Origin of the sequence: Nitrosopumilus sp. Nsub (assembly GCF_001541925.1) — an archaeon.
GTDB lineage: Archaea > Thermoproteota > Nitrososphaeria > Nitrososphaerales > Nitrosopumilaceae > Nitrosopumilus.
Window position 1 is genome coordinate 40,565 of the sequence record NZ_LQMW01000023.1, and the last position, 24,145, is coordinate 64,709.

Sequence of the window (24,145 nt, forward strand, 5' to 3'; positions counted from 1 at the left end):
AATCCAAAAACATGTATTTTCTAATTATATTTTCAATGTGCGTTATTTTATTTTCAATTCCTATTGTATATGCAGAGGAATACTTGGTAGACATTCCCTTTGGGGCATATAATCCAGAATTAAATACGCCTGCAGAAGTGTGGTATGACCCTCCACAAATGTTCATTACAGTGGGAGATGCAATAACTTGGCATAATGGGGATAGAGAAGGACACACAGTTACTAGTGGAGAGAGTTCTGGAAGATTTGGTTGGATGAACAATAACGATTTTGGAAAACCTGATGGAGTTTTTGATAGTGGTTTATTCAAACCAGGGGAATCTTGGAAATATCAATTTGATGAATCTGGTGTTTTTTCTTATTATTGCACAATTCATCCTTGGATGGAAGCAGTTGTCATTGTAGAAAAAGAAATTCCAAATTTCCCTCATGATGCGACAGGCAAACAATTGGAATTTCCTCTTTTACAATATACTCCAGATAGAAATATTGAAGTAAATTTAACGTGGGATCCTCCTGTAATTAGAACTCACGAAAAAGTTCAATTCGTATATCAGTTCTATGATCCTGATACAAACTCTAATCTTGCAAAAATGAAATATGATTTTATAATATTTCAAAATGGAGAAAAGATTTTTCATGATGAAGGTTTGAGTCAAATTGGAGGAGATTATCGAAATTTCATTTTTGATGATTCAGGCTCAATTGTTATTCGAATTCAAAAAATTCATTCATCTTCTATTCTTGCAGAAGAGGGTGTTACAGTTCGTGGAAATATTCATAATAATGAACAAAGATCCGTAGATTTTACTACAGTAGTATATGATAATCCTGAAAAAACTAATCATGAAATTTATCATACAAAACCTGCTCAAAGACTTGAAATTTACTATGAATTAATGATATTCATGATTTTTATTCCAGCTGTTTTGTTTATTGCAGCATTACTTTGGTTAAAGAAAAAACCAAATTTTTCACAAAGCACACCAGGTGCGGTGAAAATTTAAAATAATGTCAAAAATATGTTTACATGGCACATCATTAGTTAAATCCGACATATTGTCTTGAATTTAATTTGAGGTATTTCTTCAATTTTTAATATGATTTCAGTAGCCATAAAGAAGATTCTTTTAGATTGTAGTAAATAACAAAAACAATTTTCAATAATGCATTTTACTTTTAATAATGTTAATTAAATTATAATTCCATTAAAATCATGAAACAAGTTAATTTCATATCCAAAAATATGTAATTAAAAATAAAATCAGTTGTTGAGTATCAACTCTACTTCTATATTTCCATCTCGAAATACGCTTTGAATTCCTCTGACTTTACTTTTGTATAGGAATAATTTTTTTCCATCATCAGTAATAATTCCAGATATTTTAAGCAATTTGTGATCGTGTAATAATTGAATTTTTCTGTATGCTGTACTCATTGGAATTTGAGTTTCTCTAGTAATTTCCATTACTGATTTTGGCTTATGTGTTATTGATTCAATTATGGTTCTACAATATTTATCAGATAAAATACCAAGTAAATTATTTTTTTGATCTGTTTCTACAATTTTGAATGTGTGATGAAATGTTTGCATAAATAATATTGGACATATTTTGATATAATGACTAAGACTACGTTGCAATGCAATGCACTTCTTGAAATGAATGTATGAGAATCAAATTTTAGAGTATTTGGATAAAATTGGACATAATTATTTGTTCATCCATTTTTGTATGATGTGCGAAATGTATACTTAAAAATCTCAACAGAAATGTTAAAAAAACTAAATCAAGATTTTCACCTCGGAGAACGTGACTACTTTTTTTATCTTCTAAAACACATCATAAAGGATGGTGGAGATAAGATCTTTTACACAATCTATTCCTCAGATAAAATATCTCATAAAGAAGAAACTTTGGGCACAGGTTCTGTTTGCATTGTTTGTTGGATTATTAGTTGGTCTTGTATTGGGACCAGAAACAGGATGGGTTGAAAAAGAGACTGCTGAAACAATAACTGATTGGTTATCCATTCCTGCCAATTTGTTTTTAAAAGTTATTCAGATGATCATAGTTCCGCTAATTTTTGCATCAATAATCCGAGGTTTGACATCTTCAGGTAGTTTAGAACAATTACAAAAGATTGGATTAGGAGCTGCAGTATATTTTGTAATAACCACTGCAATTGCACTTACAATTGGCATAATTATTGCAACTACGATAGAACCTGGCAATTTTATTGATAGTGACTTGATTAAAGAAAGTTTTGGGATTGAAGATTTAGAACCAGTTGAGAGTTATAATCTTTCGATTCATGACATTCCTCAAAGTATAGTGGGTTTGGTTCCAAGCAATCCACTTTCCTCGTTTATGTCTGGTGAAATGTTAAGCATAATCATTTTTGCGTTAATTGTAGGGGTTGCAATGATCACATTACCAACTAAAAGCTCAAGACCAATTCTTGATTTGTTGGAATCCATTCAAGATTTTACAATGAAGGTAGTGTCTTGGGCAATGCGTCTTGCACCATTTGCAGCATTTGGTCTTATGGCAGGAATAATATCAAAAGTTGGACTTTCTGCATTAGCAGGGCTTGGCGCATACATGGCAACAGTAGTTGCAGGTCTTTTTATCATGATGATGGTATACATCATAATCATCAAGTTTTTTGCAAAAAGACCCTTGTCCTCTACTTTGTCAACAATAAAGGAACCTCAACTCTTAGCATTTTCAACATCTAGTTCTGCAGCAACAATGCCAGTATCAATTAAAACTGCAGAAGAAAAGTTAAAGGTCAAACCAAAGGTTTCTCAATTTATCATTCCCCTCGGAGCCACAATTAACATGGATGGTACTGCAATGTATCAGATAATTGCAGTATTTTTCTTGGCTCAACTCTTTGATGTTAATCTAAGCTTTACAACAATAATTCTAATTGCATTGACTTCTCTTGCAGCATCAATAGGAGCTCCATCTGCTCCGGGAACTGGAATTGTAATACTTTCAACAATTCTAATTGCTGCTGGACTTCCTGCAATAGGTGTTGTTTTACTTTTGGGAGTAGACAGAATACTGGATATGACTAGAACTATGGTAAATGTTACAGGTGATCTTACTGCTTGCATGTTCTTCAATAAAAGAATAAAAAATGAGTCACCTGAAGAACAATAATGAAATCATTTTAGAGATATAGTATTTTTGGGAGAGTTTGGTTCACAGACCAATAGTCGTATTACAAGCATTGATTTGAGATAAATTGCTTATTGTTAAATGAAAATTAATCCCAAAGTAGGCTTTTCTTGAGATATATTTCTGATGAAAGAATGTGGATTTTGATTAAAAACTAGAACTAAGAAATGTCATTTAATTCTGTTTTTTCACATTATAAAGATAAATTTGGAAAATTTCTTTATATGCAATAATTTTTTGCAATCCTGTTTGGCAGATTTACTTTTTGTACGCCATATGCTATTTTTTAACAAATTCTAAACTATCATTTTATGACTAGTACTGGTTTTTTGGATTTATGCATTACATAGTTTGATACACTTCCAAAAAATAATTCTTTTGCGGCGCCTATTCCTCTTGCACCAATTACTATAATATCAATTTTATTTTTAGGATTGTTTGCAAATTTTACAATATCATAACCTGGATCTCCTGATATCATTTTTCCATTCAGTTTAATCCCTTTTTTTTCTGCACGAGTTTTTGCAGAAGCTAGTAATTTTTTTATTTCTGAGGATTTGTCAAAATTCATAAATCCCAACGGATGAAAAGCATAGATGTCTGGTATGGGTTTTATAGATAATGCTGTAATTGTTCCGTGTGATTGTTTGGCTAAATCAATTCCCATGTCTAACCCTCTCAAAGAGTTTTTTGAACCATCTAATGCAACAAGAATTTTTTTAATCTTTGTCATATGGTAATTAATTTCAAGAATTTAAAGTAAAAATGTTTTATCAATTATCAAAATTGATTGCCACTAATGATAATTTAGAACCCTTATCATATAATTAAAAAATATTTGTAATTTATGAAAATGATTGCAAATGATATCATGAATGAAAATGTAGTGTTCACTGAAAAAACAAATTGGATACAAGAAGTTGCAGAAAAAATGAATACACTAAATGTCAGTTATGTCATAATAGTTGACAAAACCAAACCAATAGGAATTGTAACTGAAAAAGATTTTGCTGCCAAAATTATTTCTAAAGGACAACCATTATTTACTGAAATTCATGAGATAATGTCATCGCCACTAATTACTGTTAGTCCAGAAAAAACAATACATGACATTATAGAAATAATGAAAAAGAGAGAAATTCATAAACTGCCAGTTCAGAAAAATGGAAAAATTATTGGCATGATCACTGCAATAGATATTGTAAAAAATTCTTCTTCAGGTTAAAGCAAATTAAAGTACAAAATATGGTTCAAATATTTTTGAGAAATATGCCTGATTTTCCATAAAACAAATTGATTTTATAAAAAAAATTCTAGGAGAAATATTTGCCAAGTTATTTTTATCTGCTGTTCCTACTGAAATAATCCCTTGGGAATCAATAAATTTTTTAATTTTAGAAGAAATTTTCCTGATATTTGAAATTATTTGACAATAGTTACAGGAGCCTTTGCTTTATGCAAAATAAAATTTGAGGTGCTTCCAAAAAACAACTCCATAGGAAATCCCATTCCTCGGGAACCTATGACGATTTGATCAATTTCATTAGCAGGATTATTTGCAAATGTGGTCAAATCAATACCTGACGTATGACCTCCAATAACAACTGCGTTAAACGGAATTTTGTTTTTTTCCATCTTTTTTTTAACCTTATTCATTATTTCTCTTGCATTTTTCTTCCATTTTTTTTCTGGAAGTATAGGAGCTCTAACAGCAGAAAATGCACTAAAACTTGTATCACTATGAACGCCAATAATGGCCGCACCAGATTGTTTTGCAAATAAAATTGCTTTATCTAACCCTCTCAAAGAGTTTTTTGAACCATCTAAACAAACCATTATTTTCTTTAAACTCATACTAAAAAATTGATTTAATCTCTATTTATCTAACGTACTTGTTTACTAAGATTGAAAATAATTCTACAGTGTGTTTTATTGCCAATTATGATGTCAAAATATACAAAAATAATTTAAAATTATTGCCATCTGTCTCTAAATTGATGACAATCACAGATACATCCTTTTTGGCAACGCATTCTCTTACAATCTGTACAGATTTTTTTATTCCAATATGGTGCAGTATTCATATTTGATTCAATGAAGAGATATTGCGAACTTTTAAAAAAATTAATGTAGTAAAGATCACAATCATTATCTCATTTCTAAAGATAAGGACTATAATTGGCAAAAATTTTGACAACTGAATGAAAATACATATCTCGGACATCTTGTTCAGTACATGTTGCCAACAAATTAACAACATCTCTAGCAGTTATGATTCCTACAACATTTTCATTGTCAACTACGGGTAATTTCAATATTTTTCTATCGTGCATTAAATCTGCAGCAGTTCTTATGGATTCATCAGAATTGATTGAAAATAAAGGAGATGACATTATTTGTTTAATTTGTGAAGTAATTGGGTATGCGTGAGCTACAGCTTTTATTGCAAAATCCCTATCTGTGACAATGCCTATTGGAGAATTATTTTCCATGACTATAATTGCGCCTACTTTAGCATCTTCCATCATTTTTGCAGATTCATTAATCGTCATTGAAGAATCAACAGAAACAACAGATTTTGTCATTACATTTTCAACAGTGAGAGTTTTACCATTATTCATTTATTCTATTATGTTAAATCCAGTATATGATAAGGATTCTAAATTATCAGTGGTGGTAATCAATTTCGATAATTAGTGTGGTCTTTAAACTTTATAATGTTTTATTTTAATATGTGGTAATTAAAATTAAAAAAATTCTTGTTGCATTAGATGGTTCAAAAAATTCTTTCAAATGTCTTGATGTTGCCATTAATTTGGCTAGACAGTGTCAAGCTTCTATTACTTGTCTATATGTACTAGAAATAGAAAAGCCTCAAACAAATCAACAAATTTCTCCATTAGAAAAAAAATTATTATTATTTGCACAAAAAGTTATGGAAAAAGCAAAGATTGAAACAACAAAACACGAGATTTTATTTTTTGATGAAATTTCTTATGGGGACAGTGGGAAAAGAATTGTGGATGTTGCACAAAGAAAAAACTTTGACATGATAGTAATTGGTTCAAGAGGAATAGGCGCCGCAAAAGAATTGTTTTTTGGAAGTGTATCAAACTACGTTTTACATAAATCAAAAAAGCCAGTTTTGATTGTAAAATGAAATTATCAAATTAGAACATGCACAATATCCGATTTGGTAATTATTCCGCATAATTTTGATTTTTTAACCACGGGAATCCCACTGATATTGTATTTGATCATAAGTTTTATGGCATATTGGATGTCTTTATCGCTCTCAACTGTAACGGGATTGGGTGTCATTATGTCTGTAGCATGAAATGGAAATAGATAACTCATTTGATTTGAATCCATCTCATTGAATCCTTTTTTGAATTTGTATTCTTGAACTTCTTTAGGATCTGCGGAATCTGCAATCCATTGAGGTATTTTTGCAGGAACAAAATCTCTAAAAGTTATAATTCCCACAGGTTTTTGGTCCCTTTTTATAATTATTCGAGATATTCTATATTTCATCAATAAATTTTCTACAAGTAATATTGGATCACTTGGTTCAGCTGAAATTACCTTTTTTTTCATAATTTTTGAAACTTTGATTGGTGTTGTTTCAGTAGTGAGGAAAATTTTCACAAGACTTGTTTTTGTAACAATTCCTTCTAGTGTGTTATCATCATTTAATATGATTATTGAACTAATACCATACTTTTTCATCATCTTTGCACATTCTTGAATAGAATTGTTTCTAGTTAATGTGAATATTTTTTTTGGTTTGAATTCTTTTGCTTTTACTGATTTTATTGATTTTGTGCCTAATCCATAAATCTTTTTAGCAATATCTTTTTCAGTTATAATTCCAACTGGTTTTCTTTTATCTACTACTATCACTCGTTTTATTTTATTTTCTAATAGAATTTCTCTTGCTTTAACAAGCGTTGTGTTTGGGCTTATTGTATTTGGTTTTATAATGATTTTTGATAATTTTAAATTTTTTGTATTCACAAAATCTTTAGTAGACAATTTGTTAAATACATCAACTACAATATCTTTATTGAAAATCACATATGAGAATTTACGTGTTAATTTAAAGAAATTTAAAACAAGTACAAGTTATGAAAAACATTGTAATTAATTCAGTATTAAAAAATACAGTAATTATTGCAATCAAAAAAAATCCATGGGATGTGTAAACATGTCAAAACAAGTTCCTTTGTTTATAATTGGTCTTCCAAAGGATGAACCTGCAAATGAATTTTTAATGCTAAAATTCGGAGATACTTTAGAAAAAGCCAATAAAATATTCTCAAATATTATTGAAGCTAAAATTGCAATAAAGACCCAGAATACAGAAGGTGAAAGAACACATTATGATGTTACAGCCACTGTAATTACTACTGACAATCAATTAATTTATGCAGAATCAGGATGGGACCTGCTCAAAATTACAGAAAAATTATGTAGAAAATTGGAAGGTGAATTATCAAAACATGTGGATAATCGTCAAAGAGAAAGTATTAGGAAAAGAGGTTTGAATTAAATGCTTTTTCAAAATATTTTGGTTCCAGTGGATCTGTCTAAACAATCTACCAGAGCTTTTAAAATTGCATTGGATATTTCAAAAAAATATAATTCAAAATTAACAGTAGTTACTTGTATAGAACTTTATCCTTCTTTTCATTTATTTTATCAAGAGAGACCAATCCCTGAAGAGATAAAAAAAATAAATAAAATGTTTGAAGATCATTTGAAAGAATTAGAGTCTCTTGCAAGCAAAAAAAATATTTCTTTAAAAAGTAATATTTTAAAATCTCCTTCTGTTGTTAAAGCCATTCTAAATTTTGCAAAATCTAAAAAACATGATTTGATTGTAATGGGTTCTCATGGTAAAACTGGTTTTGATAAATTATTGTTAGGCAGTGTTGCAAATGGTGTATCTCAAAAAGCACATTGCCCCATCATGATTGTAAAATAATGGGATAAAGTATAATGATTACAATTATCGGTAGTGGTTTGGTTGGAACATCTATTGCATTTCTTTGTGCAACAAATGAATTGGATGATATTTTATTAATTGATCATACCAAAAACAAAGCAATTGGAGAATCTCTAGATATTACAAATTCCATTTCTTCTACTTCAAAATATTCTATTAATGGAACTGATGATTATTCTAAATTAACTGGATCTAGAATTGTTGTAATTACAGCAAGCACAAAAACTAATTTAAAAAACAGAACAGAAAATATGGCTCAACATGTAAACATGATACAGGATATTGCTAAAAAAATTAAACAATATTCTCCAAATGCAATCGTTTTGATAGTTTCCAATCCTCTTGATGTTTTGACTTATTTTTTTCAAAAAGAGTCTCAAATTTCCAGATTTAAGGTAATTGGAATTGCATCTAGCCTTGACAGTAGTAGATTTCAATATCATATTGCAAATAATTTCTCTATCCCTCAAACTTCTATTACTGATGCTTTAGTTGTTGGAGAACATGGCGATACCATGGTGCCGATATTTTCTAATGTTCATGTTGATGGGAATTTTTTCCCAATATCTGATAATGATCAAGGTATTATTACTTGTAATGTTAGAAATTATTGGAAAACATTGAGAGATAATCATTGTCAATCAAAGTTTGGAATTGCTAAAAATGTTTATGATGTTATTGATACAATACTCAATAAAAAAGAAATATCTATTCCAGCATCAATTGTTCTTGAAGGAGAATATGGAGAAAATAATGTTGCTATTGGAGTCCCAATCAAAATTAATCATACAGGGGTTAAAGAAATTAAAAATATAGATTTTAATCAATCTGAAAAAATTTTATTTAAAAAATCATCTGAGACAATAAAAAATAATATTCATTCTGTCTAATCTAGATTTTATTAGATTCACTCAAAAATGAATTTAAAATTAATTGTTTTTTCTGGTCCATCATTAATGCACATGTACTTGAAAAATATTAGAAAAAATATGGTGCCAAAAGGAAACATGGGTGGTATGTGCTCCGATTGTAAATTTACATTCAAATATTTTGTAAAACCTAGATGTGCTGATGCTGAAATTTTGAAAAAGAGTCGATATACAAAGTGTGGGAATTTTGCGTTAAAATTGAGAAGAGAGATAAAAAAACAAAATGCAATTACCTCTTTGAAATTTTAAATTATTAAAACCACATTACACAACAATCTCCCTTTTAGTCTGAATTCCCCAGTTTTCTTTCTTATGTTGTTTGAATCTTGGCAAATTAATTGCAATAATATTTTAAAATAAGGTATGGCATTTTGGATATTGTCTTGTTTGTAATGTTTTATGTAATTTGTTTTTGACACAAGTAAATTTTCCAAATCAAAGCACAACAATAGTGTTTTAATTTGTAAGAAATGTACTAGTGAATTATAAAAAATGGTTAATTATCATTTTGATTTTTTACTTATCCACAAAGAGATAATTTTTGTAGCTAACTCTTGTGGTTCAAGGGATTCATCTGCTGCCATCTTTGTAAATAATTTTGCGTTTTCTGTAGATAGTTTTATTCTGATGTTTTGTTTTTCTCTGAAATGATTTGCCATTCGTCTTATAGTTGCATGTGATGCTGTGGGATCTAATTCTAATGCATCAAGGTACCTCTTTTTTGCAGAAGGAGAATAACGTTTGATTTTATTTGCAATTTCTATAGAGTCCTCCACTTTAGGTAATATTCGATATAATCGAAGAACATCATTTTTTGAAATAATTTTGGGAACAAGTTCTTGTAATTTTAATGGAATACTTGCAAATCCGGCATATTTTCTAAGTGTTTGAGGTGTAATTCCTAATGCTTTTGATGCTTTTTTTGTAGATTTCATGGATTTTATTAAAAAATCACATGCTTGAGCCATTTCTGCAGTATTCATCTGTTTTCGATGTAGGTTCTCAATAATTGATACTGCCTTTGCATCCTCATCATCGTATGGTTTCTTTACAACTAGAACTGGAATAGTTTTTGCACCAATTCGAGTTAATGCCTCTAGTCTTCTTTGACCTGCAATTAGTTTGAATGTTCCATCTTTGTTCTTTTGAACTACTGGTGGATTTTGTAATCCTTCTTCTTGAATACTTTTTACTAGTTCATCTATCCCGTCAGTATTTAGTAATCTTGCTTCTACTTCATCCCATACAGTAACTTTTGATATTGGAACTGTTTCAATTTTGTGAAATAAAACGGAATTTGGTTTTGCCAATATAATTAATTTTTACCGTTTACATAAAAATATTGTTACATTTTTTATGTTTGAAACTTTTATTAAAAATTAATAACTGCTCAAAACATCTTAAATTATGGCAAAAGTAATCTCAAAGTCAGTTAAAAAGTCAAAACCTACAAAAAAAGTTACTAAATCAAAGACTACAAAATCCAAAACCAAAAAGACAGTTAAATCAAAATCCTCAAAAAAAGACGAATTATCTAAATTATTATCACAAGTTGATCTATTGGAAAAAAAAATTGATGAATTACTAGCTAAAAATTCTGCTTAAAAATATTGTACCTTAATTTCAGTGGTTTGATTATTTTTTGATTTTAAGATATTGTTACAGCATGGACAACGTATACTCTTACACATCATAAAAATATCACATGAGAAACATCTCTTTGCACCGTTTTTGTAAGTGTGAATATCTTTATCAAATTTAGTACATCTACCAGTGCATCAAAAAAAGAATTGATATGTTTACTATACTAAAGTATGACCGTGAGTTGTAGGCCAAAATTTAAGAGAGAATTTAGTTCTGCAATTCTAAATAATTCATTCATTGTAATTTATCTGAAAAATAATTTTTAAAAAAGGAGTTGCCAAGCCATTTCAAGGTAATTAAAGAAGTGACTCGACACCTCATTGAATCGTAATTTTAATTCAATTTTATCCTTTTAAAACATTTTTTAGATTTTGAGCCTAAAAATCAAACAAAGTAATATGTGATGAATTTCTAATCATTTTATGAATTTGATCAAAGAATGTCTTCATTGTGGACGTGAATTTCAAGACGTATCAAGTGATTTTTGTTCATCTAAATGCGCAGCAGAAGTTTCTGATGAATAATATTTTAAAAAAATAAACTGCATCAAAGAACTAGCATTGTCAAAAACATTCCACCATTGAGAAATAATATGAGTAGTGTGTTAATAGATACATGATACACACCAAAACTGATATAAAAAATATATCTTCGAATGGTGTTCTAAATAGCCTTTTGTTCAATTAGTTAATAATTAAGGTGATTGAAGAGTTATTATGAAAAAGGTGTTTGTTAATGGATATGGTTCTATTGGCAGTAGAATTACATCTTTTCTAAAAGATGATCCTGAAATCACAGTATTTGGAATTGGAAAATACTCTCCTGATGAAAAAATAGATGTTGCAATATCTCGAGGATTAAATGTATATGTTCCAGAAAGAAAATTGAATGATTTTTCAAATTATAAAATTTCAGGAACTATTGAGTCTGCATTAGATGAATGTGATTTAGTAATTGATGCAGCACCTGGCGGTCATGGTTATAAAAATAAAAAAAATCTGTATGAGCCCAAAAATATTCCTGCTATTTATCAAGGTGGAGAATCTACGATTGGAGATGAATCTGTATCTGATTTATTGTTTAATTCTCGTGCAAATTATGATCTTGCATTAGGCAAAAAACATGTCATGCAAGGAAGTTGTAATGTTACTGGAATGGGTAGAATTCTAGAACCTTTACGTGAAAAATTTGGAGAAAAGTTAGTTAGATTTGATGTAACTTTAGTTCGAAGATGGGCAGATATTGAACAAACTGAAAAAAAAGTATCTGATACAATTGAAATGACTGAAAAACCTCATCACGGAGATGATGTTAAATTGTATTTTGGAAAAGATGCCCCTCTTTATGTTCGTGCAATTAAAGTTCCTACAAGACAAATGCATTTGCATATTATGGATATTCGATTCAAAGAAACTGCTCCTAAACCATCTGAAATTCATGAGTTATTTACTAATGAATTTGGTGTAGCCACATTATGGACTGCAAAGGGTACTAAGGATGTTAGAGATTATGCTCAAAATATGGGATTTAACTTTACAGACACAAATATGATTCACATTCATGCAAATATGACTACTTCAATTGGTGACACTGTTCAATTGATGTACTCTGATGATCAAACAGGAATTGTAATTCCTGAAAATCACATGTTGTTACAAGCAATGTTGTTTGATAAATCATACGATGAAGCATTTACTCATACTGAATCTATTTTCCATATGAATGAAAAGAAAGAAAAACTTCAAACAAATTTTGCTAAGAATGATTAATTTCTAATTCGTTCAATTCTAATTTTTTGTGGAATATTTTTTGAAACTTTTTCAACCACTATTCTAAGATCTTCTAATTCAATCTTATCTCCTTCTTGTGGAATGTCTTGTAATCTTTCATGTAGTAATCCATTGAGTGTTGCATAATCATCCCCGTCGGGAATTTTTTTTGTAAAAATTTTATTAATTACATCAATTTCTACGTCTCCATTTGTAATTATTGTATCTTGATCAATTCTTTCATATCCTTTTTCTCTAGTAATGTCAGTTTCATCTTCGATTTCCCCAACAATTTCTTCTAATAGATCTTCTAATGTAACTAAACCTTCTACGCCTCCATGCTCATCTACAACCATGGCCATGTGTGTTTTCCTTCCTTTCATTTCTTTTAGTAATGAACTAACCATTTTTTCTTGTGATGCAAAAACAGGTTTCCTTGCAATCTGTTCTAAACTAACTACTTCGTTTTCTTTTTCTAATTCCTTCAAAACATCTCTTACATGAATAAAACCTACAATGTCGTCTCTGGTATTTCCGTAAATTGGAATTCGTGAATGTCCACTTTGATTAATTAGTGGTAATGCTTCAAAAAGTAGAATTTTTGAATTCAATGTAAACATCTTTGTTCTTGGGGTCATAACAGAACGAATTACTGTGTCATCAAAATTTAATGCACCATGTACTAACTCCATTTCTTCTTTTTCTAGTGCTTTTTCTTCTAATCCTTGATCAATCACTCCTTTGATTTCTTCTTCGGTAATTGGAGGTGGGGTGTGACTACTTCCAGTAATTTTTACAACTCCTTTTGTAATGACTTCAAAAAATTTTACTATTGGATAAAATACATAACTGAATGCTAGTAACACTGGGGCATATCTTAATGCAACTTTCGTTGAATTTGCATTACAATATGTTTTTGGTGTAATTTCTCCAAATACTAATATTAAAAATGTCATTACTCCTACGGCAATTCCTAATCCGTCATTTCCAAATAATCTGATTGCCACACTAGTTGCTAATGCAGATGCACCAACATTCACTAAATTATTTCCCAGATTAACACTGGACATCATCCAACTTGGATTCATTTTTAATTTGTGTAATGCTTTAGAACCTTTTTTTCCTTCATTAAATAATTGAACTACTTTTGATTTTCTAACTCCTACTAATGCAACTTCTAGACCACTAAAAAATCCCGATAATCCAATTAAAACGGACAATGCCGTTATTTCAATCCATAAATCTACCATGATTGTTTCCTTGAAAATTCGTTAGAACTACTATTTTTCATTTAGTTTTTTTGCACCATCTTTTGGTAAGGTGATTTAACAATTGATGGATTTAAACTCTTCAGTTTTCTTAAACTTGATATTAAAAATTTTGAGGCTAATTTTTTGGAGGATTTGCAAATGTATTTTCTGAATTATTGTGATAATCTACTGGAATCATGGCATCTTTTTGTCTGCCTGTAAGTATGCCTACCACTGTGTCGTCTTTTTTAATAATTCCTTCATTCATCAATTTTTTTATTCCAGCAACTGACGCACCTGATGCCATTTCACAATCAAATCCATTCAGTCCAACTACTGACATACCATCTAGCATTTCTGAATCTGTTACTGTTGTAGCTACGCCATTTGTAAATTCTAATGCTCTTAATCCTTTCAAAATATTTGCAGGTCTTCCAATTTGAATTGCAGTAGCTTTAGTTTTTGGTCTAATGCCTTCTTTATCCAAATGATCATAGTATCTTGAAATTAATTCTGTATTTGGTTCTCCCTTATTCCATCTCAATTCTTCATTTTCAAATTCGCCATTATACAAATCAGATAATGTACTTGCACCTTCTGAATTAATCACTGCAATTCTTGGTATTTTTTTAATCCATCCCCATTCATATAATTCCATTAGTGCTTTTCCACAACTTGAAGTATTTCCTAAAGCTCCTCCTGGATAAACAATCCAATCGGGTACATCCCAATTCAAATATTCTAATGCTCTAAATGGAATTGTTTTTTGTCCTTCAATTCTGAATGGATTAACTGAATTTACTGTATATCCATCATGATTTTTTGCATCCTCTAATGATTGTTTTAATGCATCATCAAAATTTCCTTCAACTTCTACAATTTGAGCTCCAAATTGATATGCTTGACTAAGTTTTCCTGGTGCAATTTGTCCTGCAGGAATATATACATCACAGTCAATTCCTTCGTTTGCTGCAAACATACCCGCAGAAGCGGAAGTATTTCCAGTTGATGCACAAACAATTTTTTTTGCTCCTACTAATTTGGCATGAGTTACTGCCGTTACCATTCCGTTATCTTTGAATGATCCGCTGGGATTGTATCCTTCTGGTTGTAACCATAATCCTTCTTTATTAATTCCTAAAAAATCTGCAGCTTTAGACATGTGATATGGTTTGGATTGTCTTCCTTCTGCACCATCTAATGACACCAAAAACTTTGAACATTCTTCTAAACTTTCTGTATCAATTTGACAAAAATTTAATAATTCTCTAAATCTCCAAATTCCACTTTCATTAAATATACTGCCTTTTGAATTTCGTCTTTCATAAAATGTATCTTTTAGTTTTGTGGAAGGATTATTTTTGTATTTTACATCTAACACATGTCCCTTCTCACATTGTACATTTGTACTGGTAATGGGATATTCTAAACCACATTTTGGATGTACACATTTTAGATAAGCATCTTCTTGCATGTGTAATTGTTGAAAATTGCTAATAATTTAAAGCAAACGTGAATAATATACACAAGTCTAGTTAATTTCCTAAACTTTAGATTGGTGTTGTTTTTTTGAAATTATATGGTCACATATGTGGAATATTTGAAGAGTATTCTAAATCGTATTGTAGATTCTTACAAGGTTCTTGAGGCTATTGAGGATAAGCCAGGGGATCTTAAAAAAATTGAAAAAGAAATGCTAAAAATTAATGGATTTATCAAAGTTGTGTCCAATAAGATTGAAATTGAAAAGATCCCTTTAGCTGATTTTAAAATTATCAAAAAAAAATTTGCAGATTATTTGAATGCATATTCATTTGAAAAGGAAATTGAAACTATGGCCCCTTTGTATTCCAATGATGTAAATCGCATTAAAAATATGAGGTTGAAAATTATAGAATCCTTAAAAAATAATAATATGATGAATACTGTTCATGAATTATTGGAAAAACTATGACTGGTCAAAAAAAATGTGTTTTGTGTGGATGTAAAGATCATCGATTAATTGGATGCTCTAAACATCTTTCAAAAAAATGTAATTGTTTCAAATAATCTTATTTTCTTCTAGGGCCTGATCTCTCGTGAAAATTTAAACAACATTTGCATTCTTTTTCTAAACATTCATTTTCATAATGATGATCACATATTCCACATTCACAACTTTTAGACATATCTCTAGTACTGTAATTTTTTTTAGAATTTATCCCTTGCCTTAATTTAATGTGATTTTAAGGTCAAATTGGAATTATTTTTTTGATTTTGATTTTTTTATTGGTTTTTCTTTGGCTGCTAATTCTTTTTCAATCTCTTCAGCCTTGTTATCTACTGCTTTGATAATTTCTTGAATTAGTCCATCAAGATCACTATCTTCAACTTCTGGTTCGACTGTGCTTGCAATATCTGTAATTGTGCTTGAAATTTCAGCACTAACATCTTCGAAACTTTCTGGATCTTCATATGCTGCATTGTACAGATTTTTTAAATTATTTACATGTCCAATTACTTGCTCAGTTATTGTAACTGTATAATCAGTTCCATTAATGTCAAATTCTTTTGAACTCATACTGATTTTCAAATTGAGATGTTTATAATGTTTTTCAGGACCTGTCTAGTTTGATGTTGAATTACTAAAATATAATATAGTCTAATGCTGCTGCATCACTAATCAACCTAGTATGTTTTGAACCTACCACGTAACCATTTTTGATATCTTCTGTAGGAATCCATCTATTTGTGGATGTATAATGTCTTTTTTCTGACAATTCTCTTTCAATTTCTTCTATGTCGAATTCAGCTTCTTCCACTTCTTGCGTCGTTAGATGTTTAATGGTAACAAGAATTTTTGTAACTTTAACACGATCACCAAATTTCCATTTCATTACTGGATTTTCATCAGACACCTCTAAAATTTTAATTTTCATCTGTTTTTTCCCAAAAGCATCACGACTGATGAGTGCTCTTTCATCAGTGAATTCTTCAAAACTTATTCTTGAATTAACTTCTGCATCTGATACTGTCTCTAGTAATGATTCTGTTGTTGATTCAATTTGTTCATCTTTTGGATTTTCTTCAGACATACTATAGCCTCATCATTTATCCTTAATAATGATTTGAACTAATTATGTGGTTAGGCACTAGTCCTTTGTTTTGTTTTAAATGGCATTTTACATTCTTTTAAAAATAATTCTTCTTTTTTACCATTAATTTTTGAATAGATCTTTCCATCATATGTGCAAATACAGTCAGTAATCTCTAATTTATTATCCCAAATTTTAAAAAATTCTCTTAATTCTCTATTCTTGTACATTCCAACATCTACTCGTTTTTTTGATAGAAATTTGAATGCCAGTAAAACCTGTTTATTTTTGTAAATATCAAAAGTTTTAATCCAATCTAAACATCGTTGAATTTGATCTGCAGGTACTGGCAATGTTGTACTGGTACCGGATTTTGCTTCAATTGTAAAAATTGTGCTTATTTCTGTATTTACTGCCAATACATCCGGTAATGCAATGCTGGGAGATCCTAATCTGAAGGCTTTCCAATTTTCTGTTTTTTTAAATCTTTTAACAATTGTATCTTCCCATTGATATCCTCTTTGTCTACGTGTTTTTGCTGCATTTTGATGATTAGATTTTTTCATTTCATTTTTTTGTTTTGTTAATGTAATTGATTTCAAATTTTTATTCATAGGCATTTTCTATTAGTTTAGATTTAGTAGTCTTGGTAATTACACTATTACTCAACAATATCTATGATTTCAGTCATACAAATTACTCATTTAACAAAAACATGTTATTTATGATCTAATTGTATATACTTGAAAAAATTATTCTTTTTAATGTCTGAATTTAATGTTGAAAAATTATTTGAAAAACGTGATTCTTATCTAAATATTTTGAAACATCTTAGTTTTGAATTAATGATGGAACCAACTGATGATGAAATCAAAAAAATTAATGAATTGGAAAAAAATACCTTACATGAATTAGATTTAATTCAAAAAGAAATATCGGACATTTTATCCAAAAATGATAATTCGATACAATGAGTTTATCATACCCATTATTTTAGAAATTTTATGATTGAAGAGATAGTTGATAATTTAATTAAGATTAAGCAAAATTTTGCACAAAATTATACCGGTAATGCACATATTCAAGAAATTCTACCTTTAGAATCTTCAAAAGAATTTCCTATCAACCCACAACATTTAGAACAATTACATATTTTTGCACAGAAAAACCCCATCTATTTAAACTCCTTTGAGGAAAAAATTCTTGAATTTCCTTGTATGGTCTATGAAGGGGATATCAACGAATATTGGTTAAACAGTATCAAACATGGTTCAAGTTGTCAACCCTTCTATCCGACATGGATAATGTCTGCATATGTTATGTCTTTAGTTGCAAAAAAAATTGGTTATTCTGAACTTGTAGATATTGGATCCGGGGATGGCCGAATTGCATATTGTGGAAAAATATTGGATTTTAATTCTCACAGTATTGAAATTGATAATGTATTGGTAGATTTACAAAATACAATTTGCATGAACACAAAACAAAATTTTAATCCAAAATGTGATGATGCATTAGAATTCAATTACTCCAAATTAAATTTACAAAACCCTGTATTCTTTATAGGTGGACTAGCTCAAATGGGCGGAGATATTTTGGCTACTAGTATTATCAAAAAAATCAATTTAATTGATAATTTAAAAAATAAAACTGGAGTTGTTTTTGCAGGTAGTAATACTAAAAGACAATTATCTGGAAATTTGTCTGATGGTGGTTGGAGTTCTCTTATTGAAGAAAATCAATTATCTGTCATTGAAACTGTTTCATTGCCAACTGTATGGACTTTTGATCAAAATGTTGAAACTCCGTATATTTTCACAAAATTCAAATAATTTGAAAAAAATATGTACCATTTAAAATTCCGCATTTTAAAATTTTAACAATTTGTCCATTTTCTGGTTTTTCTTTCATTTTTGCTATTAATCTAAAAGTATCTAAAAATTCTACCACGCAAAAATATTCGTCATTTTGCTTTGAATATTCTATAATTTTACCTGAAAATTGTCCAGATTTTAGGCATGTTTCATTATAACAAACATCACAAAATTCACTAGGCGGCCAAATAATTTTCTTACATGATGTACACTCTGGAATAGTGAAATTACCTCTAGTTAATTCATCTTCAAAATTCATTTTTCTAGAACCAAAACTGTTGATGATGTAGCTGCAGCTGACATGTTATGAACTAAACCTACTTCTGGATCCTTTAATTGTCTGTTATCTGCAGATTGTTGTAATTGTTTTACAATTTCTATAGTTTGAGATACTCCTGTTGCTCCTAATGGATGCCCACAACCAATTAACCCTCCACGTGGATTTATCTTAAAATTATTAGTTTCATGTAATTTTTTAATCAAATTCATTCCTTCACCTGTTTTTGAAAATCCTAAAGCCTCTAATGCCATTGGTTCACATACTGAAAATGCATCATGTATCTCTGCAACATCTACTTGTGAGATATTTTTATTTGCCATTTTTAATGCAGATTCACCTGCATGTTTAGTAGACGTCATTGAAAATAATGATTCGTTTTTTGTAAATCCTGCAGATGTTGTTTTTTGTCCTATTCCACTAATCCAAATTGGTTCATCTGTAATCTTCTTTGACATTTCTTCTGATGCTAAAAGAATAGATGCTCCACCAGAACATGGTCTTGAACAATCTAATAATCTTAAATCTTCTGTTAATTTTTTAGAGTTTAGTACATCTTCAACAGAGTATGTTTTTTTAGATAATGCATTGGGATTTTTCTGTGCTTGTTTGTGATTTTTAACTGAAACAATTGCTAGATCTTCTTCTGAGATGTTGAATTTTTGTTTATATGATTTTGAAAAAATTGATGCCCAAAATATCGGATGCTTAAATTCTCCTCGGGAATTATCCCATTCTAGAATTTGACCTGGACTATCATATCTTTCTGCACCTGAAACAAGAACTATGTCTGCTAGCCCTGATGAAATATATGAAAATGCTGAAACTATTGAATTTGTTCCTGAATTGCATAAACTCTCTATGGAATGAGCGATTTTTGGTTGAATTCCAACCATTTCTGAGAGAATTGCTGACAAATATTTTGAATTATTATTTGTTGAAACAAGTACTGCATCTATTAGATTTTTATTAATTTCTGAATTTGTTTTAAAAAGTTGATTTGTACAATTATGTAAAATTGATTCAATTTTTTGATCTTCTTTTGTAAATGCGGTATTTCCATAACCTACAATTCCAACTTTATTCATATCTAATTCTCCAGCAATGTTTTTTTTAACAATGAAAATGATTCTTTGGTATCTCCAATCGGGTTAAATTGAATTATGGGTAAATCTATTCCTACGTCTCTAAATTTTTGTAATTGTTTTTTAATATCGCTTGGATTTCCAGCAATACATAATGAATTTAACATTGAATCTGTAACTAATTCGTGATTTGATTTAAATCCTGAATTTTTAAATTCTTCATAAATATTTTTTGTTTCATTTTGAAATCCATTTTTAGATAAAAATTCTCTATAGATACTACCTACGGAAACATAAAACGCAAGTGTCTTTTTTGCTCTTAAGATGGCCTCTTCTGCATTTTCAGATACACAAGTTATAATTTGACATGTAACATCAATTCTTTTTTTTGATTGCATTTTTGTAATTGTTTTTTTCATTTCTTCTAATGGTCTCAAATAGAAAATTACTCCATCTGCCATCTCCCATGTTAAATTAACCATTTTTTCATTTATTGCTGCAAGATAAATTGGGATTGCATTTCTTTTTGGTTCAATTAGCAATGTAAAATTATTTAACTGAAAAATTTTGCCGGAATAATTGATTTGTTTTTTTGATAACGCCATTCGAATAATTTCTACATATTCTTTCATTCTTTGAACTGGACTGTCAAATTTTGCTCCGTGAAAATCTTCTACAATTGGGACACTGCTTGTACCTAATCCCAAAATAATTCTCCCATCTGATAATGTATCTGTTGTAGCAGCACCCATTGCAATTGTGGCTGGACTTCTAGAGTAAATGTTGATTATTGATGAGCCTATTTTTTGATTTTTTGTATTATTTGCTACTGCCGACATAATTGAAAAATTTTCCATCCCCCAAGTTTCTGGAATCCAAATTGAATCTATTTTTGAATCTGATAGGGATTTTGAACAATGTAATACCTCCTCAACAGACAGTAACGAGCCTAAACTACATGCTATACGCATGAATTTAGTATGAATTATGCATATTCTAGTGTATCTGTTTTAGTAATAGGTGAATTTTGATTGAGGTAATTAATTATCCAATCAATTATCCAATAACATCATGGCAGAACAGATTGTAAAAGAATCTAACAAAAATGAAAAATTTTGGAAAAATGCAACAAAATATGCTTCTGCTAGTAATGATGAATTATTTGTCGAAGAAGTTGCATACATGATGGTAACGCTACACCGAACTGGTGCCTAATCTAATATTTTATTTAATTATTTTTTCTACTCTGGTTGAGCATTCTTCCATATCTTTGAATGAATCAACAGAAAACCATTCTACATTTTTGAATTTGATTGTATTTAGTAATCCTTTCTTTGCATAATCTGGAAAAACTGTCTTTTCTATATCTCCTTTTACTGGCAATTTTTTTAAAATTTCTTTTTGAAGATGATAAATACCTGCATTCATCCATGTGTCTGTAATTTCTTTTTTCTCTTTAAAATTAACAATTTTTTCTGATTCAGTTTCTAAAATACCGTATTTTGTTCTTAATTCAATTGCAGCAATGGTGTTTGTTTTACTTGCCAATTTATGTAAATCAATATTTGTTATTGTATCTCCATTAATTACAAAAAAAGATTTTTCATTGATCATTTTTCCTGCTTTTTTAATTGCACCTCCTGTACCTAGTGGGGATTTTTCTATTGAAAATTTAATTTTAATTCCTAATTCTTTCATATTCAAATAACTTTCAATCATATCTGCTTTGTAACCTGTACAAATTATTACTTCTTTAACATCGAATTTCTTCAAATATTTTATTTGCCATTCAATAATTGGAATATTGTTTATTGGAACTAGTGGTTTTGGAACATAATCTGTTATCGGTTTTAGTCTTTTTCCTCTACCTCCTGCCAAAATTATTGCTTTCATTGCTAAATTTTCCATATTCAACTATTCAAATTTTTCCTATTTTTTGTTAATTTCATTTATTTCAGAATCATTAACAATTTCATCCATTTTCTTTGCAAATTCATTGTAAATGGTTTCTAATTCTTCTAATGGCATTTCAATTCCTAATTGTTTCAATGTTTTATTCCATGATTCAATGTATTTTTCATCATCCATTCCTTTTCCAAGTGTTTCTGCAAGTGAATTCACTCCTTCTGTTTTACCTAGTGCATAAATTGCAATTTCTCTAGCAGTTAACATCTTCGTCTTTATTATTCTCCGTTATGTAGTAGTGAAGTTCTGTATAGCATTCCACACAATAATCTTCAAATTTTGTATGATCACAATCATAAACTTTTTTCACCTCATTACTACATTTGGTACAAATTGGCATGGTTCTTAGTTTTTAGATGATTTTTTTATTTCTATTGCACCTAAAGCTGCAATAATAGCTCCAATTCCTATTAATCCACCACCTTCGCCAATCATTCGAGCAGCATGTTCAGATTCAGCTGCACTTGCCAATGACAATCCGCCACCGATAATAATTAAAATTCCAGTAACAATTAACATCATACCTAATCCCTTGAATCTAGGCCTTCTTGGTATGAAAAATGCAATGAATGATAAAATTATTGGAGGCATTCCAAATCCAATTCCTCTAGTCATTCCATCAAATGGCAAGAATCCTGCTCCGCCTTCGCCACCACCAATAATAACATCAGCACCATAAATTACTAAAAGAATTATTGAAATTCCAGATAATATGTGGGGAACAGACGTCATTACTATGATTACTATGAATTAATTAATAAACGTATTTTGAAAATGTTCTGATCTTTGTATACGATCATTCTATGCGAATGGTTTTTACATTTTCTTTTAATGAGTTAATTTTTTCTAGTAATTGTTCTACTGATTCTCCTTTTTTTGCAACTAAATTAAAATGACCTAATTTTCGTAACGGTTTTGAAATTTTTTTACCATACATTTTTAAAAATAGATTTGGTTCTAAAATGGATATTGGTCTGTATTCGCCTTCAAATCCCACAGAGCCTAACACATTATACATTATAGTAGGAGAAATTAATTTAGTACTTCCTAATTCTAATCCCAAGATTGCTCGCAAGTGTTGTTCAAATTGAGATGTTTTACTTGATTGTAATGTATGATGTCCTGAATTGTGAACTCTAGGTGCAATTTCATTAATTACTATTTCATCATCTTGTGTGACAAACATTTCAATTCCAAAAACACCTGCACCTTTTAAAACATCCATTGTATCACTAGCAATTTTTCCTGCTTTTTTTGATACATCATCAGATGTTCTTGCAGGGGCAATTGTTTCACGTAAAATATTGTGTTCATGTATATTCTCAACTAATGGATATGTCTTAATTTCTCCTTTAGTGTTTCTTGAAGCTATTACTGATACTTCCATTTTGAATGGTACAAATTTTTCTAACATGAGTTTTTGTCCTTTAAAATAATCATATGCTGTTTGAATCTCATTTTCTGAATCTATTTTGAAATTTCCTTTTCCATCATATGCATCTCTTCTTGCTTTTAATAATGCAGGATACCCATATTTTTTCAATCCTTCTTTGACTTCATCAATGTTCTCAACTTTGATAAATTCTGGGACTGGAATATTGTGATTTTGTAAAAATGTTTTTTGTAAAAATTTATCTTGAATAGTTTTTAGAGTTTCTGGAGATGGGTTGATTTCAGCCTTATTTTCAACGGATTTTAACACATCACTATCTCCTGATTCGATTTCATATGTGATAATATCCACTTGGTTTGCCAGGTTGATAATTGAGTCTTTGTCTTTAAAATCTGCCACTATTTGCTCTGCTCCAACTAGTGATGCAGAACAATTTTCATTTGGATCTAAAACTATTACTTTTGATATGTGTTCAGACATGTTTTTTGCAGCTTCAGTAAGCATCATCCCTAATTGACCTCCGCCTATGATGCCCAAAATTTTTGCCATTAAATGAGTTCATTAAAATGCACTAAAAATATCTAATGTAATGTGTCTAAAATTATTAAAATTCTTTTAGGATCTGCATTGTTGGGAGTTGTTTTTCTAATACAGTTAATTGTTTTAGGTATAGAATTAAATTTTTAGAT

Annotated in this window: 31 protein-coding genes; 13 read left to right on the top strand and 18 right to left on the bottom strand. The window is 29.6% G+C overall.

Annotated elements, in window-relative coordinates; all coding sequences use genetic code 11:
• Positions 1-11: 11 nt before the first annotated feature.
• Positions 12-1,007, top strand: a complete 996-nt coding sequence (locus AW732_RS07090; RefSeq protein WP_067960591.1) for a plastocyanin/azurin family copper-binding protein — start codon at positions 12-14, stop codon at positions 1,005-1,007.
• A 257-nt stretch (positions 1,008-1,264) separates the two neighbouring features.
• Here the strand turns inward: AW732_RS07090 and AW732_RS07095 are convergent, their stop codons facing one another.
• Complete coding sequence (locus AW732_RS07095; protein ID WP_067960595.1) at positions 1,265-1,594, bottom strand: helix-turn-helix transcriptional regulator; 330 nt, start codon at positions 1,592-1,594, stop codon at positions 1,265-1,267.
• A gap of 256 nt (positions 1,595-1,850) precedes the next feature.
• Between AW732_RS07095 and AW732_RS07100 the strand changes: the two genes are divergently transcribed.
• Positions 1,851-3,170, top strand: coding sequence for a dicarboxylate/amino acid:cation symporter (locus tag AW732_RS07100; protein WP_253805593.1), 1,320 nt, complete (start codon positions 1,851-1,853; stop codon positions 3,168-3,170).
• Between the two features lie 322 nt (positions 3,171-3,492).
• Here the strand turns inward: AW732_RS07100 and AW732_RS07105 are convergent, their stop codons facing one another.
• Positions 3,493-3,921, bottom strand: a complete 429-nt coding sequence (locus tag AW732_RS07105) for a universal stress protein (protein WP_067960598.1) — start codon at positions 3,919-3,921, stop codon at positions 3,493-3,495.
• 114 nt (positions 3,922-4,035) lie between these two features.
• Between AW732_RS07105 and AW732_RS07110 the strand changes: the two genes are divergently transcribed.
• Complete coding sequence (locus AW732_RS07110) at positions 4,036-4,413, top strand: CBS domain-containing protein (RefSeq protein ID WP_067960601.1); 378 nt, start codon at positions 4,036-4,038, stop codon at positions 4,411-4,413.
• Between the two features lie 197 nt (positions 4,414-4,610).
• Here AW732_RS07110 and AW732_RS07115 read toward each other — a convergent pair whose 3' ends face one another.
• Both AW732_RS07115 and AW732_RS07120 read right to left on the bottom strand, forming a co-directional pair.
• Positions 4,611-5,024 carry a universal stress protein gene (locus tag AW732_RS07115; RefSeq protein WP_067960603.1) on the bottom strand — a complete coding sequence of 138 codons (414 nt, stop codon included), beginning with the start codon at positions 5,022-5,024 and terminating at the stop codon, positions 4,611-4,613.
• A gap of 323 nt (positions 5,025-5,347) precedes the next feature.
• Positions 5,348-5,809 carry a CBS domain-containing protein gene (locus AW732_RS07120; protein ID WP_067960607.1) on the bottom strand — a complete coding sequence of 154 codons (462 nt, stop codon included), beginning with the start codon at positions 5,807-5,809 and terminating at the stop codon, positions 5,348-5,350.
• A gap of 113 nt (positions 5,810-5,922) precedes the next feature.
• Here AW732_RS07120 and AW732_RS07125 point away from each other — a divergent pair, with 113 nt between their 5' ends.
• On the top strand, positions 5,923-6,348 hold the full coding sequence (locus AW732_RS07125; RefSeq protein WP_067960609.1) for a universal stress protein: 426 nt from the start codon (positions 5,923-5,925) through the stop codon (positions 6,346-6,348).
• Between the two features lie 5 nt (positions 6,349-6,353).
• On the opposite strand, the gene AW732_RS07130 is transcribed toward AW732_RS07125, so the two are convergent.
• Entirely contained in the window at positions 6,354-7,205 is an 852-nt protein-coding gene (locus tag AW732_RS07130; RefSeq protein WP_067960780.1) for a CBS domain-containing protein, read from the bottom strand.
• Between the two features lie 190 nt (positions 7,206-7,395).
• On the opposite strand from AW732_RS07130, the gene AW732_RS07135 reads away from it, so the two are divergent.
• From AW732_RS07135 to AW732_RS07145, 3 genes are read left to right on the top strand one after another with little or no spacing between them, the layout of a single operon-like run.
• Entirely contained in the window at positions 7,396-7,740 is a 345-nt protein-coding gene (locus AW732_RS07135; protein ID WP_172790422.1) for a hypothetical protein, read from the top strand.
• Positions 7,741-8,175 carry a universal stress protein gene (locus AW732_RS07140; protein WP_067960615.1) on the top strand — a complete coding sequence of 145 codons (435 nt, stop codon included), beginning with the start codon at positions 7,741-7,743 and terminating at the stop codon, positions 8,173-8,175.
• Positions 8,176-8,189: 14 nt separating this feature from the next.
• Complete coding sequence (locus AW732_RS07145) at positions 8,190-9,086, top strand: lactate dehydrogenase (RefSeq protein ID WP_067960617.1); 897 nt, start codon at positions 8,190-8,192, stop codon at positions 9,084-9,086.
• A gap of 542 nt (positions 9,087-9,628) precedes the next feature.
• Here AW732_RS07145 and AW732_RS07155 read toward each other — a convergent pair.
• Positions 9,629-10,435, bottom strand: a complete 807-nt coding sequence (locus AW732_RS07155; protein WP_067960622.1) for a ParB/RepB/Spo0J family partition protein — start codon at positions 10,433-10,435, stop codon at positions 9,629-9,631.
• Between the two features lie 97 nt (positions 10,436-10,532).
• On the opposite strand from AW732_RS07155, the gene AW732_RS07160 reads away from it, so the two are divergent.
• A complete protein-coding gene (locus tag AW732_RS07160; RefSeq protein ID WP_067960625.1) occupies positions 10,533-10,730 on the top strand; it encodes a hypothetical protein in 198 nt (65 codons plus the stop codon).
• A 755-nt stretch (positions 10,731-11,485) separates the two neighbouring features.
• The gene (locus tag AW732_RS07165; RefSeq protein WP_067960626.1) at positions 11,486-12,538 is read left to right on the top strand and encodes a type II glyceraldehyde-3-phosphate dehydrogenase; all 1,053 of its coding nucleotides are present in this window, start codon (positions 11,486-11,488) and stop codon (positions 12,536-12,538) included.
• Here AW732_RS07165 and AW732_RS07170 read toward each other — a convergent pair.
• Together AW732_RS07170 and thrC are read right to left on the bottom strand one after the other, a co-directional pair.
• Positions 12,535-13,788 carry a hemolysin family protein gene (locus AW732_RS07170; protein WP_067960629.1) on the bottom strand — a complete coding sequence of 418 codons (1,254 nt, stop codon included), beginning with the start codon at positions 13,786-13,788 and terminating at the stop codon, positions 12,535-12,537. The genes AW732_RS07165 and AW732_RS07170 overlap by 4 nt on opposite strands.
• A 136-nt stretch (positions 13,789-13,924) precedes the next feature.
• Positions 13,925-15,262 carry a threonine synthase gene (gene thrC, locus AW732_RS07175; protein ID WP_067960632.1) on the bottom strand — a complete coding sequence of 446 codons (1,338 nt, stop codon included), beginning with the start codon at positions 15,260-15,262 and terminating at the stop codon, positions 13,925-13,927.
• 105 nt (positions 15,263-15,367) lie between these two features.
• On the opposite strand from thrC, the gene AW732_RS07180 reads away from it, so the two are divergent.
• Complete coding sequence (locus AW732_RS07180) at positions 15,368-15,742, top strand: hypothetical protein (RefSeq protein ID WP_067960635.1); 375 nt, start codon at positions 15,368-15,370, stop codon at positions 15,740-15,742.
• 288 nt (positions 15,743-16,030) lie between these two features.
• Here AW732_RS07180 and AW732_RS07185 read toward each other — a convergent pair whose 3' ends face one another.
• From AW732_RS07185 to AW732_RS07195, 3 genes are all read right to left on the bottom strand, one after another.
• On the bottom strand, positions 16,031-16,348 hold the full coding sequence (locus AW732_RS07185; protein WP_067960639.1) for a hypothetical protein: 318 nt from the start codon (positions 16,346-16,348) through the stop codon (positions 16,031-16,033).
• A gap of 64 nt (positions 16,349-16,412) precedes the next feature.
• On the bottom strand, positions 16,413-16,862 hold the full coding sequence (locus AW732_RS07190) for a hypothetical protein (RefSeq protein ID WP_067960643.1): 450 nt from the start codon (positions 16,860-16,862) through the stop codon (positions 16,413-16,415).
• Positions 16,863-16,912: 50 nt separating this feature from the next.
• Positions 16,913-17,482 (bottom strand): resolvase, encoded by a 570-nt coding sequence (locus tag AW732_RS07195; RefSeq protein WP_067960645.1) that lies wholly within the window; start codon positions 17,480-17,482, stop codon positions 16,913-16,915.
• A 144-nt stretch (positions 17,483-17,626) separates the two neighbouring features.
• On the opposite strand from AW732_RS07195, the gene AW732_RS07200 reads away from it, so the two are divergent.
• On the top strand, positions 17,627-17,836 hold the full coding sequence (locus AW732_RS07200; RefSeq protein WP_067960649.1) for a hypothetical protein: 210 nt from the start codon (positions 17,627-17,629) through the stop codon (positions 17,834-17,836).
• 30 nt (positions 17,837-17,866) lie between these two features.
• Positions 17,867-18,694 (top strand): hypothetical protein, encoded by an 828-nt coding sequence (locus tag AW732_RS07205; protein ID WP_067960652.1) that lies wholly within the window; start codon positions 17,867-17,869, stop codon positions 18,692-18,694.
• Here the strand turns inward: AW732_RS07205 and AW732_RS07210 are convergent.
• From AW732_RS07210 to AW732_RS07220, 3 genes are read right to left on the bottom strand one after another with little or no spacing between them, the layout of a single operon-like run.
• Positions 18,687-18,995, bottom strand: coding sequence for a zinc ribbon domain-containing protein (locus tag AW732_RS07210; RefSeq protein ID WP_067960655.1), 309 nt, complete (start codon positions 18,993-18,995; stop codon positions 18,687-18,689). The genes AW732_RS07205 and AW732_RS07210 overlap by 8 nt on opposite strands.
• On the bottom strand, positions 18,992-20,101 hold the full coding sequence (locus tag AW732_RS07215; RefSeq protein ID WP_067960657.1) for a 3-ketoacyl-CoA thiolase: 1,110 nt from the start codon (positions 20,099-20,101) through the stop codon (positions 18,992-18,994). Before AW732_RS07215 ends, AW732_RS07210 begins: the two co-directional genes overlap by 4 nt.
• Positions 20,102-20,103: 2 nt before the next feature.
• Complete coding sequence (locus AW732_RS07220) at positions 20,104-21,069, bottom strand: LLM class flavin-dependent oxidoreductase (RefSeq protein ID WP_067960661.1); 966 nt, start codon at positions 21,067-21,069, stop codon at positions 20,104-20,106.
• A gap of 100 nt (positions 21,070-21,169) precedes the next feature.
• On the opposite strand from AW732_RS07220, the gene AW732_RS08805 reads away from it, so the two are divergent.
• The gene (locus AW732_RS08805) at positions 21,170-21,313 is read left to right on the top strand and encodes a hypothetical protein (protein ID WP_172790423.1); all 144 of its coding nucleotides are present in this window, start codon (positions 21,170-21,172) and stop codon (positions 21,311-21,313) included.
• 9 nt (positions 21,314-21,322) lie between these two features.
• On the opposite strand, the gene AW732_RS07225 is transcribed toward AW732_RS08805, so the two are convergent.
• The 4 genes from AW732_RS07225 to AW732_RS07240 form a co-directional block, all read right to left on the bottom strand.
• Positions 21,323-21,991: a nucleotidyltransferase family protein gene (locus AW732_RS07225; RefSeq protein WP_067960783.1), complete on the bottom strand. Its 669-nt coding sequence runs from the start codon at positions 21,989-21,991 to the stop codon at positions 21,323-21,325.
• A gap of 36 nt (positions 21,992-22,027) precedes the next feature.
• Positions 22,028-22,270 (bottom strand): hypothetical protein, encoded by a 243-nt coding sequence (locus AW732_RS07230; RefSeq protein ID WP_067960664.1) that lies wholly within the window; start codon positions 22,268-22,270, stop codon positions 22,028-22,030.
• Positions 22,271-22,408: 138 nt separating this feature from the next.
• A complete protein-coding gene (locus AW732_RS07235; protein WP_067960667.1) occupies positions 22,409-22,795 on the bottom strand; it encodes a hypothetical protein in 387 nt (128 codons plus the stop codon).
• Positions 22,796-22,859: 64 nt separating this feature from the next.
• Positions 22,860-24,005 carry a 5-(carboxyamino)imidazole ribonucleotide synthase gene (locus tag AW732_RS07240; protein WP_067960672.1) on the bottom strand — a complete coding sequence of 382 codons (1,146 nt, stop codon included), beginning with the start codon at positions 24,003-24,005 and terminating at the stop codon, positions 22,860-22,862.
• Positions 24,006-24,145: the final 140 nt, after the last annotated feature.

What these genes read in the sequence shown, in the direction of transcription:
- AW732_RS08805 (WP_172790423.1), top strand. Translation starts at nt 21,170, where the DNA reads ATGGCAGAACAGATTGTAAAAGAATCTAACAAAAATGAAAAATTTTGG.
- AW732_RS07230 (WP_067960664.1), bottom strand. Translation starts at nt 22,270, where the DNA reads ATGTTAACTGCTAGAGAAATTGCAATTTATGCACTAGGTAAAACAGAA.
- AW732_RS07090 (WP_067960591.1), top strand. Translation starts at nt 12, where the DNA reads ATGTATTTTCTAATTATATTTTCAATGTGCGTTATTTTATTTTCAATT.
- AW732_RS07210 (WP_067960655.1), bottom strand. Translation starts at nt 18,995, where the DNA reads ATGAATTTTGAAGATGAATTAACTAGAGGTAATTTCACTATTCCAGAG.
- AW732_RS07145 (WP_067960617.1), top strand. Translation starts at nt 8,190, where the DNA reads ATGATTACAATTATCGGTAGTGGTTTGGTTGGAACATCTATTGCATTT.
- AW732_RS07185 (WP_067960639.1), bottom strand. Translation starts at nt 16,348, where the DNA reads ATGAGTTCAAAAGAATTTGACATTAATGGAACTGATTATACAGTTACA.
- AW732_RS07235 (WP_067960667.1), bottom strand. Translation starts at nt 22,795, where the DNA reads ATGACGTCTGTTCCCCACATATTATCTGGAATTTCAATAATTCTTTTA.
- AW732_RS07095 (WP_067960595.1), bottom strand. Translation starts at nt 1,594, where the DNA reads ATGCAAACATTTCATCACACATTCAAAATTGTAGAAACAGATCAAAAA.
- AW732_RS07140 (WP_067960615.1), top strand. Translation starts at nt 7,741, where the DNA reads ATGCTTTTTCAAAATATTTTGGTTCCAGTGGATCTGTCTAAACAATCT.
- AW732_RS07110 (WP_067960601.1), top strand. Translation starts at nt 4,036, where the DNA reads ATGAAAATGATTGCAAATGATATCATGAATGAAAATGTAGTGTTCACT.
- AW732_RS07180 (WP_067960635.1), top strand. Translation starts at nt 15,368, where the DNA reads ATGGTCACATATGTGGAATATTTGAAGAGTATTCTAAATCGTATTGTA.
- AW732_RS07115 (WP_067960603.1), bottom strand. Translation starts at nt 5,024, where the DNA reads ATGGTTTGTTTAGATGGTTCAAAAAACTCTTTGAGAGGGTTAGATAAA.
- AW732_RS07160 (WP_067960625.1), top strand. Translation starts at nt 10,533, where the DNA reads ATGGCAAAAGTAATCTCAAAGTCAGTTAAAAAGTCAAAACCTACAAAA.
- AW732_RS07105 (WP_067960598.1), bottom strand. Translation starts at nt 3,921, where the DNA reads ATGACAAAGATTAAAAAAATTCTTGTTGCATTAGATGGTTCAAAAAAC.
- AW732_RS07240 (WP_067960672.1), bottom strand. Translation starts at nt 24,005, where the DNA reads ATGGCAAAAATTTTGGGCATCATAGGCGGAGGTCAATTAGGGATGATG.
- AW732_RS07215 (WP_067960657.1), bottom strand. Translation starts at nt 20,101, where the DNA reads ATGAATAAAGTTGGAATTGTAGGTTATGGAAATACCGCATTTACAAAA.
- AW732_RS07190 (WP_067960643.1), bottom strand. Translation starts at nt 16,862, where the DNA reads ATGTCTGAAGAAAATCCAAAAGATGAACAAATTGAATCAACAACAGAA.
- AW732_RS07165 (WP_067960626.1), top strand. Translation starts at nt 11,486, where the DNA reads ATGAAAAAGGTGTTTGTTAATGGATATGGTTCTATTGGCAGTAGAATT.
- AW732_RS07205 (WP_067960652.1), top strand. Translation starts at nt 17,867, where the DNA reads ATGATTGAAGAGATAGTTGATAATTTAATTAAGATTAAGCAAAATTTT.
- AW732_RS07220 (WP_067960661.1), bottom strand. Translation starts at nt 21,069, where the DNA reads ATGCGTATAGCATGTAGTTTAGGCTCGTTACTGTCTGTTGAGGAGGTA.
- AW732_RS07120 (WP_067960607.1), bottom strand. Translation starts at nt 5,809, where the DNA reads ATGAATAATGGTAAAACTCTCACTGTTGAAAATGTAATGACAAAATCT.
- AW732_RS07195 (WP_067960645.1), bottom strand. Translation starts at nt 17,482, where the DNA reads ATGCCTATGAATAAAAATTTGAAATCAATTACATTAACAAAACAAAAA.
- thrC (WP_067960632.1), bottom strand. Translation starts at nt 15,262, where the DNA reads ATGCAAGAAGATGCTTATCTAAAATGTGTACATCCAAAATGTGGTTTA.
- AW732_RS07170 (WP_067960629.1), bottom strand. Translation starts at nt 13,788, where the DNA reads ATGGTAGATTTATGGATTGAAATAACGGCATTGTCCGTTTTAATTGGA.
- AW732_RS07135 (WP_172790422.1), top strand. Translation starts at nt 7,396, where the DNA reads ATGTCAAAACAAGTTCCTTTGTTTATAATTGGTCTTCCAAAGGATGAA.
- AW732_RS07200 (WP_067960649.1), top strand. Translation starts at nt 17,627, where the DNA reads ATGTCTGAATTTAATGTTGAAAAATTATTTGAAAAACGTGATTCTTAT.
- AW732_RS07225 (WP_067960783.1), bottom strand. Translation starts at nt 21,991, where the DNA reads ATGAAAGCAATAATTTTGGCAGGAGGTAGAGGAAAAAGACTAAAACCG.
- AW732_RS07100 (WP_253805593.1), top strand. Translation starts at nt 1,851, where the DNA reads ATGGTGGAGATAAGATCTTTTACACAATCTATTCCTCAGATAAAATAT.